This is a genomic window from Bacillus sp. OTU2372 (assembly GCF_038440275.1).
In the GTDB taxonomy this organism is placed as follows: Bacteria; Bacillota; Bacilli; order Bacillales; family Cytobacillaceae; genus Neobacillus; species Neobacillus bataviensis_B.
In genome coordinates this window covers 1,022,375-1,035,366 of record NZ_JASATK010000001.1, presented here as the reverse complement: position 1 = coordinate 1,035,366, position 12,992 = coordinate 1,022,375, and the positions used below count along the sequence as shown (strand labels likewise).

8 protein-coding genes and 2 riboswitches are annotated in these 12,992 nt (G+C 41.4%); of the genes, 5 read left to right on the top strand and 3 right to left on the bottom strand.

Features of this window, described 5'->3' with window-relative positions; all coding sequences use genetic code 11:
• Positions 1-27: 27 nt before the first annotated feature.
• Entirely contained in the window at positions 28-480 is a 453-nt protein-coding gene (locus AAHB15_RS04855) for a tripartite tricarboxylate transporter TctB family protein (protein WP_335575056.1), read from the bottom strand.
• Between the two features lie 211 nt (positions 481-691).
• Positions 692-1,732, bottom strand: coding sequence for a Bug family tripartite tricarboxylate transporter substrate binding protein (locus AAHB15_RS04850; RefSeq protein WP_342041863.1), 1,041 nt, complete (start codon positions 1,730-1,732; stop codon positions 692-694).
• A 652-nt stretch (positions 1,733-2,384) separates the two neighbouring features.
• Positions 2,385-2,487, top strand: a riboswitch (guanidine-I (ykkC/yxkD leader).
• A gap of 66 nt (positions 2,488-2,553) precedes the next feature.
• Between AAHB15_RS04850 and AAHB15_RS04845 the strand changes: the two genes are divergently transcribed.
• From AAHB15_RS04845 to atzF, 5 genes are all read left to right on the top strand, one after another.
• On the top strand, positions 2,554-3,906 hold the full coding sequence (locus AAHB15_RS04845) for an APC family permease (RefSeq protein ID WP_342041862.1): 1,353 nt from the start codon (positions 2,554-2,556) through the stop codon (positions 3,904-3,906).
• A gap of 101 nt (positions 3,907-4,007) precedes the next feature.
• A riboswitch (guanidine-I (ykkC/yxkD leader) is annotated at positions 4,008-4,113 on the top strand.
• 53 nt (positions 4,114-4,166) lie between these two features.
• A complete protein-coding gene (locus tag AAHB15_RS04840) occupies positions 4,167-4,904 on the top strand; it encodes an urea amidolyase associated protein UAAP1 (RefSeq protein WP_342041861.1) in 738 nt (245 codons plus the stop codon).
• Positions 4,904-5,554: an urea amidolyase associated protein UAAP2 gene (locus tag AAHB15_RS04835; protein ID WP_335574081.1), complete on the top strand. Its 651-nt coding sequence runs from the start codon at positions 4,904-4,906 to the stop codon at positions 5,552-5,554. Before AAHB15_RS04840 ends, AAHB15_RS04835 begins: the two co-directional genes overlap by 1 nt.
• Before the next feature lie 20 nt (positions 5,555-5,574).
• Entirely contained in the window at positions 5,575-9,234 is a 3,660-nt protein-coding gene (gene uca, locus AAHB15_RS04830) for an urea carboxylase (RefSeq protein ID WP_335574082.1), read from the top strand.
• Entirely contained in the window at positions 9,194-10,933 is a 1,740-nt protein-coding gene (gene atzF / locus AAHB15_RS04825) for an allophanate hydrolase (RefSeq protein ID WP_342041860.1), read from the top strand. Before uca ends, atzF begins: the two co-directional genes overlap by 41 nt.
• 230 nt (positions 10,934-11,163) lie before the next feature.
• On the opposite strand, the gene pabB is transcribed toward atzF, so the two are convergent.
• Positions 11,164-12,912, bottom strand: a complete 1,749-nt coding sequence (gene pabB / locus AAHB15_RS04820) for an aminodeoxychorismate synthase component I (protein ID WP_342041859.1) — start codon at positions 12,910-12,912, stop codon at positions 11,164-11,166.
• Positions 12,913-12,992: the final 80 nt, after the last annotated feature.

Sequence of the window (12,992 nt, the reverse complement as noted above, 5' to 3'; positions counted from 1 at the left end):
CCCCTTTCTATAGTTTCTAGTTATAAATTAAAACCAAATAGGCCAGCCTGGGAGTGTTCCCTTTAAGACATCGACAAATAAGAAATAAACGATTCCGGAGAAAGCAGCTGATATTATAATAGAAGAAAGCAGCTTTTTTTTCTCCATGGTTTGAAAGCAGACCACTAAGAAGAGAAAAGTGGTGATGACATATCCCACCGATTCCAACGTTAAGATATAAACCAAAGTGGCAATAAATATAATTAAGAAAGGCTTGTACTGTAACTCCTCTTTCTTACTATTGCTGCTCTGCTTTATGAATGTTTCATAAAATAATCGGATACTCAGTAAAACAAGAAGAATCCCGAGAATTAATGGAAAAATATCAGGACCGACTACACTTCCATAAGAAGAGCTCGAGATATGCTTGCTGCCAATAATAAATAGAACACCGACGGTTAAAAACAAAATAGATGCGAAGCGGTCAAATTTTATATCCACTTGAATACCTCCTATAAGAAAAGCGTAAGCACCTTGGTCAGCCCCGACAAGCATAAGACAAGCCGGCCGAAAGGTTGCTTTTTAGCCTTTTGGACGGATTGGCTGTAGACCATCGAGGGGCTAGGCGCTGGAGCTAGACAATTCTCAAAGTCAAAAACTTTTATACTTATCTTATAAAATAGGGAGGAGAAAATCCCCCTCCCCTTCCTGCTTACTTCTGCATCCCTAACGCAATTAATAATTGTTGGACCTGTTTATCTTGTTCTCCTAAGAACTTTTTGAAGTCGGAGCTGTTTTTATATTCTAATTCCCATCCCTGTGTTTCTACTTCTTGTTTCCATTCAGGGGATTGAACTAATTTATCGATGGTCTTTTCCCAATAAGTCTTAGCTTCTTTGGACATTTTTTCCGGACCAAAAATACCGCGCCAAATTGTAAACTCTGCATCAACACCTTGTTCTTTTGCAGTAGGGACATCCTTAAAATCTCCGCCTAATCGTTCAGGGGCAGTTATCGCGAGTACTCGTACCTTTCCAGCTTTTAAGAACTCCTTCACACTTGATGCATCAGTACCAATTACATCAGCATTACCGCCAAGAAGTGCCGTAATCGCTTCGCCACCGCCATCGTAAGAAACATATTTAATTTTAGTAGGATCCACTCCGTATTTATAAGCCGGAAGGATTGAAATTAAATGGTCCATGGAACCTGGTGCGGAACCACCTGCAAATGTTAATTTAGAAGGATTCTTCTTAACTTCATCTAACACCGATTTTAAATTCTTAAATTTAGAATCTGTTTTAACCACAATTGCCCCGTAATCTTTTGTCAGTTGGGCGAGTGGTGTCGCATTTTTGTATCCGTATGGACTATTACCTTCTTTTTTCAGATTGTTGATAATAATTGGCGGTGAATTTACAAAAAGCATTTCATTATTTTCAGCTTGCTGTGTTGCGTATTCTGCCATAAAGACTGCACCGCCCCCGCCCGGCTTATTTTCAACCGTCATGGGCTGTTTAACGAGTTTTTTTTCACTTAAAACCTTTGTAAAAGAACGGGCTGTTAGATCCCAGCCACCTCCAGCACCAGATGGCGCAACCACTGTGATTGCTTTTGTAGGATAGCCTGTGCTTTCCTCTTTTTTACCAGAATTCGAGCCTGCTGTTTCTTTACTGTTGCTGCTACAAGCACCTAAACTCAATGCCAAAGCACCTGCACACATTACCGTAGAGATTTTTTTAAAAGAAAACATTTCACATTCCCCCTTGTAAACGTTTTCTTAATTTTACAAAATTTTCGATTGTTTTAAATATTATATATTTAAGTCGCATTAAAAACTTAATCACCATTTTGTTCATAAAGTTCATGAATTTCAATATCCAAAAAGAATACCACTAGTTTTTTCTCTAGTGGTACTCTTTTTATTGTTTACTTATTTTCAAACTTGCTATATTCTATCGTCCCTGTTTTAAGAGATACTTGGATGTATTTTCTAAGATTGCTAAACGGATCAGCTTCACTTTAATATCCTTACTCAGTGAAAGCCATTCAGGTGTACTAATTTTCAATTTATACTCCCCCTAAAGATTATTTTTCAATTTTTTTTGATTAATCCGGATGGGTTAATATAACGTGTTCGATACTAATGTTTTTCCCGAATGTCCGAATACTCTAACATAGTTTTCATTACCATTTTATTTGAAATTTCTACATATTTTTTATCTATCAAAATTATTAAAGGAAATTTATAACCTACATTCCGATTTCTTTAGTAATCCCTTTACAGCCTGATGGATTATTTTTCATGTTAGGAAACCTTACACGAACAATGAAATCCTTCTTTTACTAATTTATACTTCAACGTATCAACCTAATAAAGGTTCTTCATTTTTTATTTGGGGAACAAAATTGCTTTCTAGGGTTCCGTTTAAACAAGTGTTTAAAGCCTGGTCCGAGAGAGAGCGTACAGTTCGGCTGTATACACGGAGGGATAAAAGCCCGGGAGAATTTTAAATATAAAATTCTCCCGGGCTTTTTCTTGTTCTGAAAAAGGATGGAAAGGGATGGATGAAAATGAATGATAACCCAACACTTGTAAAATCACTGACACTACACCAAGTTGTTTTTATGGGGCTAGCTTGGATGACACCAATGATCTATTTCACTGTTTACGGAGTCGCCTTTAAGGCCGCCGGAGGAATGCTAGCAGCGGCTTATGTAACGGCTTTTATTGCTATCTTCTTTACGGCTTACAGCTATAGTCAAATGGTCAAGGCCTATCCAATCTCAGGTTCAGCCTATATTTATACGAAAAAAGCAGTCCATCCGATTGCTGGCTATCTTGTTGGCTGGGCCCTTCTATTAGATTATATATTCTCACCGATCATTGCGATCCTCACTTTTGGGATATTCATGAATACCGAATTCCCTTCTATTCCTGTCTTTGTTTGGATTATCGTGATGAATATTGTCCTTGCCATTGTCAACATTGTTGGCATAAAATCAGCGGCACGTGTGAGCGGTTTATCTGTCCTTGTCCAAATAGCTTTCATCATTCTCTTTTGTATTTTAGTAGCAAAGGATATTATTACGGGTCAAGCAGACTCTAACTCTATTTTTTCTTTGGCACCTTTTTTTAACGACCAACTCTCCGTTGGCGGAGTTCTATCAGGCGCTGCACTTATCTGTTTCTGTTTTCTTGGTTTTGATGCTGTTACAACCATGGCTGAAGAGACCATCAAAGCTAAGAAAACGATACCCAAAGCCATTTACCTCATAGTCATAATTGCAGTGATTATGTATGTTGCCATATCCTATTTATCGCAAATTGCCTTTCCAGATTTCACTTTTACAAATCCAGATAATGCGGCATATAGCCTAGTTCAGCTTGTTGGCGGTAACTTATTAAGCTCAATCTTTATTATGGTACTAATCGTAGCTACCTTTACACAGGGAGTCTCCTCTGTTACAAGTGTCAGCCGCTTCCTTTTTGCTCTTGGGCGTGAATCCATTTTACCCAAAAAATTATTTACGACCATTCATCCTAAATACAAAACACCTGTTTCCAACATAATCTTTGTTTCGGCAATATCGCTTTCCGCTGTGTTTATTAATCTGGATTCAGCTGTTCTTTTTGTAAGTTTTGGTGCGTTAACTGCATTTACCTTTGTTAATCTTTCAGTCATCTTCCATTACTACATTAAACAAAAAAGAAGGTCACCAAAAGAAACGTTTATGTACCTAGTTTTCCCACTTGTTGGTGCTGCTTTCATCGGTTGGCTCCTTACCTTACTTGATAAAACCACTCTTATGATCGGATTGATTTGGGTAGCAATTGGATTTGTTTACTTAATTATTAAATCAAAATGGGAGGCAACAAGAACCAGAAAATACCCAATCTCAAAGGTTAATCAAATAATAGATTAGTAAAAACCATGTTAGAAAATCTAACACAATTGTTGTTGGATCTAACATACAAACGCTATACTAAAACCATCTTAAATAAAGGTTTCCACAAGGGGTGGAAACAAAAAGCTGTCTAGGGTTCCGTTTAAAGAAATATCTTTAAAGTCTGGTCCGAGAGATAGCGTACAGTTTCTACTGTATACACGGAAGGATAAAAGCCTGGGAGATTTACTCTCTCGATGGTTTTTATCCTTTTTTATTATTCAAAGGAGGAAAATGACATGAACAGCATATCACCCGTTATTTCAAAAATCATCCCAGCAGGCGGAAAATGGTCAGGGCATATCAGTTGGGGAAAGCAAATCACTTTCACTGCACTTGAGGACGGTGCAAATGTTTCCCTGCTTTTATACAACGCTAATGATCCTGCCGAACGTTACAATATGCCGGATACATTGAAAGCTCAGCACACTGCCCATCTCACGAAAGGGAATGTCCTTATGAGTGACAATGGCCGGGTACTAGCGAGCATCATTGAAGACTCGGTCGGCTGGCACGATACCATTACAGGTTATACGACTCGATCATTGACCAATCAAAAATATGGAATCACTACTTATCAAAACGAACGAAATGATTATTACCGAAGCGGCGAAGAAAACTTTAAGGTTGAGCTTTTCCGAAATGGCTTAACCTCTAGAGATCTCTCCACTGTCGTTAATCTGTTTTCCAAAGTTTATTGCGATGATGAAGGTGATCTACATTATGTTTCAGAGAACTGCAAAAAAGGTGACACGGTCACGCTTCGAATAGAAATGGATGTGATTTTGGTGCTATCCAATACACCAAATCCACTGAACCCAAATCGTTCATACCCATCAGTACCAGTTCAATTCACGATTACTGAAGCTGAACCAATGCCAGAAAATGATACCTGCTTCAACCATCGACCTGAAAACCGACGTGCTTTCGAAAATACCTGGGAATACGTTCTATTATCCAAAGGAGGAATCCGCTAATGGCTGTTTTAAATCATGCAATCAGTGAAAGGAAAATGGAAACTAGCTTTTACAACAAAACCATTCCAGCTGGAGAAGGATGGATTTACACACTTGAACCAGGCCAAGTCCTTCGAATCGTTGACTTAGAAGGAAATCAAGCGGCAGATACCCTGTTTTACGATGCTGACCAGCCATCAGATCATTACAGTGCGATCAACACCATTCAGTGCCAAGGAAATGTTTATTTATCAACAGGTTCCGTTTTATTATCCGAATCTGGAAAAGAGCTTGTAAAAATTGTTGCGGATACATGTGGACGTCACGATACACTTGGCGGTGCTTGTTCTGCCCAAAGCAATACGGTTAGGTATTCACACGATACTTTGCCAATGCACAATTGCCGAGATACTTTTATGCTCCAGTTAGCTAAACACGACAGTCGCTTTACTAAACGGGATCTGGCTCCAAATATAAATTTTTTCATGAACGTCCCTCTTACTCCAGAGGGGGGATTGACTTTTGAAGATGGTGTCTCAGCACCAGGAAAATATGTTGAACTGCAAGCAATCAGTAGAACGCTCGTCTTAATCAGTAACTGCCCGCAGCTTAACAACCCTTGTAACGCTTATAACCCTACACCTATCCAAGTATTGATTTGGGATAAATAACAACTAAAGGAGTGCTCATCATGTTTAAAAGAATATTAATTGCCAACCGCGGTGCTATTGCCGTTCGAATTGAAAGAACATTGCGAAAAATGGGCATCCAATCTGTCGCAGTCTATACGAAAGCCGATCAAGACAGCCTGCATGTGGACCTTGCAGACCAAGCTATTTTGATTGGCGAAGGGGCTGCTAAAGACAGCTACTTAAATGCGGACCTTATTTTGAAAGTGGCTTTAGACAACCATGTAGATGCCATTCACCCCGGATATGGATTTTTAAGTGAAAATGCAGATTTCGCACGTGCCTGCCGTGAAAAAGGGATTACCTTTATTGGACCCACACCTGAACAAATGAAGTTATTTGGATTAAAACACTCTGCACGATTAATTGCAGACAATGCGAGTGTTCCCCTCCTTCCTGGTACATCACTTATCACCGATTTAACTACTGCCTTAACAGAGGCAGAACGGATTGGTTATCCTGTTATGTTAAAAAGTACTGCGGGCGGTGGCGGGATTGGCATGCGAGTTTGCCTGGATTCCATATCCCTCCGCGAGGCATTCGATTCTGTCTGCAGACTGGCCAAAGCAAACTTTAATAACGGCGGTGTCTTTTTAGAAAAATACATTCAAAAAGCCCGTCATGTAGAGGTTCAGATTTTTGGAAACGAGTTTGGTGAAGTCGCAGCGCTCGGTGAACGTGATTGCTCAATCCAACGCCGCAATCAAAAAGTTGTCGAGGAAAGCCCGGCTCCTTGTCTCCCTTCTTCCGTAAGAGAAGATATGCTCGCTTCAGCGAAACGGTTAGCCATGGAAGTGGGATACCGCAGTGCAGGTACGGTCGAATTTTTATATGATCCAGATGAAAAGCGTTTTTACTTTCTTGAAGTAAATACACGGCTTCAAGTAGAACACGGTGTCACCGAGGAAGTGTTGAAAATTGATTTAGTTGAATGGATGGTTCGGGAAGCAGCCGGTGAATTACGCTCATTAGATTCACTGTATACCGCTCCGAATGGACACAGTATCCAAGCTCGTATCTATGCTGAAGACTGCTTAAATGATTTTCGTCCAAGCGGCGGGCAGCTTGACAAGGTTCATTTTTCCGACAATGCCCGAGTTGAAACTTGGGTTCGTGATGGTCTGGTTGTCACTCCCCTTTACGATCCAATGCTTGCGAAAATCATTGTTCACGCAGAATCCCGGGAAGAAGCGATTAAGCAATTAAACTTAGCCCTTGAACAAACTCGCCTTTATGGAGTGACTACTAACCTTCAATATATACAGACGCTTTTAGAAGAAGAGGATTGCCGAATTGGCAATGTCCATACGCAAATGTTAAAGGATTTCTTCCCTGATGAACGTGCGATAGAAGTCCTTGATGGTGGTATTCAGACAACTGTTCAGGATTGGCCTGGCCGTGTCGGGCATTGGGATGTAGGCGTTCCGCCTTGCGGACCAATGGACCCGTTCTCTTTTAGGATAGGGAATAAATTACTTGGGAATGAAGATCATGCCGCTGGCCTTGAATTAACACTTCGTGGCGGATCCTATCGCTTCCGCAGTGATATGATGATTGCTCTTACTGGTGCTGATATGAGTGCTAAGCTCGATGAAAATGAAGTTCCAATGTATCAGGTTCTAACTGTTAAACGCGGCCAAGTGCTGTCCTTTGGTGAAGCGGCATCCGGCATGCGAACCTATTTAGTAGTAGCAGGCGGATTGGATATGCCGCTTCATCTCGGCAGTGCATCAACATTCACACTAGGTGGATTTGGTGGTCATGGCGGCCGGGCACTTCGCACCGGAGATGTATTACGTGTAAATAAAAGTAGGACTCTTGCAGTAAGTGAGCTTCCTCCCGTAAAACAACCTACTATTGAACGAAACTGGACCATTGGCGTCATCCCTGGTCCACATTGTACCGAGGAATTCTTACTGCCTGATTACCTAGATCAGTTAACGAATACAAGCTGGGAAGTTCATTTTAATAGTTCACGGACCGGTGTCCGCTTAATTGGCCCTGCCCCGCTTTGGGCACGAGAAGATGGAGGAGAAGCAGGTCTCCATCCATCGAATATACACGATAATGCTTATGCGATTGGAACACTGGATTTAACTGGTGATATGCCGATTTTACTTGGACCTGATGGCCCTAGTTTGGGTGGTTTTGTATGTCCTGTCACAACAGCATCAGCTGAATTCTGGAAGATTGGCCAGCTTCATGCGGGGGACCGTATCAAGTTCCGGTTACTAACTCTTGAAGAAGCAGATAAACTTCGTAAACAGCAGGAACAATTCCTGGAAGCAGTCGGCACAAATGATCAAATAGTTTCTGCAGTTCCTTCCTTGCCTGGTGAGGTTAAACAGTTTTCAACAGACTACCCAATTCTTAAAAGAAACACAGATGGTAATTTCCCAATGACCATTCGGGCTGCTGGAGATGAAAACATTCTAATAGAATATGGTGATTTAGAGCTTGATCTTCTACTTCGTTTTCAGATCCATGCATTAATGGAAGCTATTGAAACGGAAAGAGCAATTCCGGTTTTAGATTTGACACCAGGAATTCGTTCCCTTCAGGTTCATTTTGATTCAACCAAAATGTCGATCTTATCCGTTTGTGAAATGATCGAATCCATCAATGATAAGCTGCCTCGATTAGAGGAAATGGAAGTACCATCACGTATTGTTCGTCTGCCGCTTTCATGGGACGACCCGGCAACAAAACTTGCGATCGATCGTTACCAACAAAATGTTCGGCCGGATGCACCTTGGTGCCCTAGCAATTTAGAATTTATCCGCCGCGTAAATGGTCTTAATGATATTGATGATGTAAAGAGAATCGTTTTTGATGCGAATTACCTTGTTCTCGGTCTTGGTGATGTTTATCTCGGGGCTCCAGTAGCTACGCCAGTTGATCCCCGTCACCGTTTAGTGACGACTAAATATAATCCTGCCCGTACATGGACACCGGAAAATGCAGTTGGAATTGGCGGCGCCTATATGTGCGTATATGGAATGGAAGGCCCTGGAGGTTATCAATTTGTCGGACGGACTGTCCAAGTATGGAATCGCCTCCGTGAAACGAGAAGCTTCCAAGTAAACAAACCATGGCTGCTTCGCTTCTTTGACCAAATTCAATTTTATCCAGTCAGTGCAGAGGAACTGCTGGAAATGCGAGAGGATTTTTTACGCGGCCGTTTTGAAGTAGATATTACCGAAACAACGTTTAAGCTTGGCGATTATTTAACTTTCCTAGACTCAATTAAGGAAAGCACGGACAGATTCCGAGAAACCCAGCAAGCCGCATTCCGTGAGGAGCGTGAAAATTGGCGCAAGAACGGCCTTGCTGAATTCGTTTCTGAACATGAAGTAGCTGAAGCGATTGAGGAAGTTTTGCCAGAGGGAGCAGAAGGGGTTCGCACCGCCCTTCCGGGAAGCATATGGAAGGTACTTATCACTCCAGGTGACGAAGTGAAAAAAGGTGACACATTAATAATAGAAGAGAGTATGAAAATGGAATTTCCACAGCTGGCTCCATGTGACGGATATATTCATTCTATTCATGTTTCAGCTGGCGATGAAGTTCATGCAGGCCAGTTAATTGTCTCTATTACAAAAGAAATGCGAGGTGCAGCCCATGCAAACGATCAACATGCCACAAACGCTGTCCATTCATGAGTTGAAGAAGAACTATCAATCTAAAAAATTTACGCCTGAAGCTCTTTGCAAGGAAATTGTAAAGCGTGCGGAATCAGATAAAGAGTTTAATATTTGGATTATCCCTCCTTCGATGGAGATCATCCAGCCCTATCTTGAAAGATTAAATCAAATGGACCCAGAGCAAACGCCGCTCTGGGGAATCCCTTTCGCCATAAAAGATAATATTGATTTGGCTGATGTTCCTACCACTGCCGGCTGCCCTGACTATTCCTACACCCCAACTGAGCATGCGACAGTAGTGAATCGTTTGATTGAAGCGGGAGCCATTCCAATTGGTAAAACAAACCTCGATCAATTTGCAACAGGACTCGTGGGTACACGCAGCCCTTACGGAGAAACAAAAAACGCGCTCTCCCCCGACCTAATCAGCGGCGGCTCAAGTTCTGGTTCTGCAGTTTCCGTTGCCCGTGGTCTATCCGCGTTTTCTCTAGGCACAGATACCGCAGGATCTGGTCGTGTACCAGCAGCCTTAAATAGACTTGTAGGCCTAAAGCCAAGTCTTGGAGCCTGGCCGGTAAAGGGTCTGGTTCCTGCTTGCGCAAGTCTAGATTGCATTACAGTCTTTGCGAACAGCCTTTCGGATGCATTAATGGTGGATGAAGTTGTCCGAGGGTTTGAGGAAAATGATCCTTGGTCCCGCCAGATAGAACGCCGAACAAACACCCTTCCGGAAAAAATTCTTTTATTAAAAGAAGAACCAGAATTTTTCGGACCCTTTGCTGAGGAATATCAGCAAACATGGGAGTCAGCTGTTGATCGAATAAAACACCTTTCCATTCCGATTGAATACATCGACGGAAGTTATTTATCTGAGGCAGCTTCTATTTTATATGATGGCCCATGGGTGGCGGAGCGCTGGGCGGAATTAGGCTCCTTCATTAATTTAAACGAAAAGACTGTTTTTCCTGTAACAGAAACCGTGCTTCGTAATGGTGCGAATCCAGATTACGATGCCGCTTCTGTTTTTAAAGCGATTCACAAACTGCAAGCTTTTAAACAAAAAGCGCATCAACAACTTAAGAATGCCGTATTAATTATGCCAACATCCGGCGGTACCTGGACAAGAAAACAAGTACGGGAAAATCCAATTGAGACCAATAGCAAAATGGGACTTTACACGAATCATTGTAATCTTTTAGACCTGTGTGCGATCACGGTACCATGTGAGGATGCTGCGGAAAATCTTCCGTTTGGAATTTCGATGTTCTCTAGTAATGTGAATGAACACTTAATTTCTGGTCTATCAGATTTATTTTTAAATGGTGTGCGTTCATCTGTTAATAAAGCTACTACGCTAGTTGCCGTTTGTGGGCTTCACATGAGGGGCTATACGCTGGAAAAACAAATGAAGGACCATGGCGCTGTATTTGTTCGAGAGGCCAAAACAGCTGGTAAATACAAAATGGTTAAGTTACCCTCTCTTCCTCCAAAACCGGGTTTAATCCGAACAAATGGTTCGGGAGTTTCAATTGAACTGGAGTTATGGCAAATGCCATTGTCAGAGCTTGGATCTTTTGCAACATTAATCCCTTCTCCACTAGGACTTGGGAAGGTTGAACTCGAAGATGGCACCGAAGTATTGGGATTTGTTTGTGAAGCAATCGCTGCGGAAGATGCCGAAGATATTTCGTATACTGGCGGCTGGCGCTATTTATAAGAACAAAAGCGCAAGCGCCTTGAACAGCCCCGACAAGCATAAGACGCTCAGGGAAAGAAGGCGTTCTTTGCCTTCATTCCCTGAGTGGCTGTAGACCAACGAGGGGCTAGGCGCTGGAGCTGGACGTCGACAGTCCTTTTATTAACAGTTATCCACAAGCGAAAAGTCTATAATTTCCTAAACGATAAAAAGTAGTCCATGTAGAAGTTTTTACATGGACTTACTTATAGTCATTCTACTAATTCCACTTCTAACCATTTACGCACACTGTTAATAAACCAAACCTTTGAGCCTTGCTGTAAATCCGCAATCGTTAAAACTTTCTCACGAATCATCCCTTCCTTTATTAACATCTCCCGGTAGGTACCAGCAAGCAAACCGCTATTGACAGGTGGAGTCCATAATTCCCCGTCTAATTCTAAGACAAGATTACCATTCGTAAATTCTGTTAATTCTTCGTCTTTATTCCAAAGTAAGGTATCAAAAACATCTGAAGGCTTGGTTAATTGAAAATCAGTATAGATCGACCGATGGGTTGTTTTGTGATAAAGAAACGTATTATCTTTATCAACCGGTTTACCGCCAAGAATAACCTTTATTGGAGTAGGCTGCGCTAATATAGACTGCGCATCTATTGTTACTACGCCTTTCTTATTTACTAAGAGCCTTACTTTTAGCTTCCCATTGTTTTGGCCGGCAAATTCGTCCAATTCCTTTTTGATACACTCAATATGAACTGAAAATCCAAAGTATTTGGCTGATTTTTTTAATCGCTCAAGGTGTTCTTTTAACAAGAAATACTTCCCATATTCCAATAGGAGGCTTTCGAGAAGCTCGAACTCTGGTCTATCTTCCTCAAGTAAACTTGCTTTTGCAAGAACCTCGTCATATTCCCCCTCAGAGGTAGAATCCCAGGTGATGCCTCCCCCAACCCCATATGTAGCTATACCTGATTGCTGATCAATCAAGACTGTTCTAATTGGTACATTGAATACCGCTTCTTTATTCGGTGTTATATAACCGATTGCCCCACAATATACCTCACGCGGCTCCGGTTCCAATTCTGCAATAATTTTCATCGTGCTGACCTTTGGTGCACCGGTAATGGAGGCACAAGGAAAGAGTGCCCTAAAGATATCGATAAGCTCAGTATCTTCAGCGACTCTTCCTGTAATTGTTGAAGTCATTTGATAAACAGTTGGATAGGGCTCAATCTCATATAGCTTTGGAACTTGAACTGTCCCAAATTCCGCCACAAGGGATAAGTCATTTCTAAGCATATCTACAATCATGACATTTTCGGCCCGGTTTTTTTCAGAAAGATATAACCAACGGGCATTAGCCTCATCCTCTTCAAAGGATTTCCCCCGTTTAATAGTCCCTTTCATAGGTCGAGTGGTAATGGTTTCATCCTGCAGGCGGAAAAACAATTCAGGTGATGCTGATAAAATACTATACTCTCCGGTATTGATATAAGCACAATAATCGGAAGACTGAGCCTTTTTCAACTTCTCAAAAAAAGCAAAATCATCTCCCTCGAAATGGCTATGAAGTCGGATGGTATAGTTAGTTTGGTAGGTGTCGCCCCTCTCGATTCCGTCCTTTATCGCTTGGATTGATTGATTATATTCTTCTACACTAACGGAAGGTTCCCACTCTGTAAGTGCATAAGATCCTGTACTGCTAAAGCTTTGGAATTCTGGTTCAGCAAAAATCCCAAACCATAGTAATGGCATTTTACTTTCCTTATTGGTAATAAATGCTTCATCAAAAGCAGGTGCACTTTCGTACGATAAAAATCCAGCAGCATAGTAACCGTTATTTACTTCTTCCTGAACAAGTTTAAGACAGAGCAAAACCTCATTTATGGCAAAAGCCGCTATCACTTTAAGTGGCCTTTTAAATATGAGAGGATTTATATCGCCCTCTGAATTAGCAAATTCAAAAACTAACCATGGTTCTTTATGTTTTCTATCCATCGTGACGTCCCTTTAATAATTAATTTTTCCACATTATAAATAGTGACAATAATTAATGTGAAAAGCAACTCTTTTCCTTT

What these genes read in the sequence shown, in the direction of transcription:
- atzF (WP_342041860.1), top strand. Translation starts at nt 9,194, where the DNA reads ATGCAAACGATCAACATGCCACAAACGCTGTCCATTCATGAGTTGAAG.
- uca (WP_335574082.1), top strand. Translation starts at nt 5,575, where the DNA reads ATGTTTAAAAGAATATTAATTGCCAACCGCGGTGCTATTGCCGTTCGA.
- AAHB15_RS04840 (WP_342041861.1), top strand. Translation starts at nt 4,167, where the DNA reads ATGAACAGCATATCACCCGTTATTTCAAAAATCATCCCAGCAGGCGGA.
- AAHB15_RS04845 (WP_342041862.1), top strand. Translation starts at nt 2,554, where the DNA reads ATGAATGATAACCCAACACTTGTAAAATCACTGACACTACACCAAGTT.
- pabB (WP_342041859.1), bottom strand. Translation starts at nt 12,912, where the DNA reads ATGGATAGAAAACATAAAGAACCATGGTTAGTTTTTGAATTTGCTAAT.
- AAHB15_RS04835 (WP_335574081.1), top strand. Translation starts at nt 4,904, where the DNA reads ATGGCTGTTTTAAATCATGCAATCAGTGAAAGGAAAATGGAAACTAGC.
- AAHB15_RS04850 (WP_342041863.1), bottom strand. Translation starts at nt 1,732, where the DNA reads ATGTTTTCTTTTAAAAAAATCTCTACGGTAATGTGTGCAGGTGCTTTG.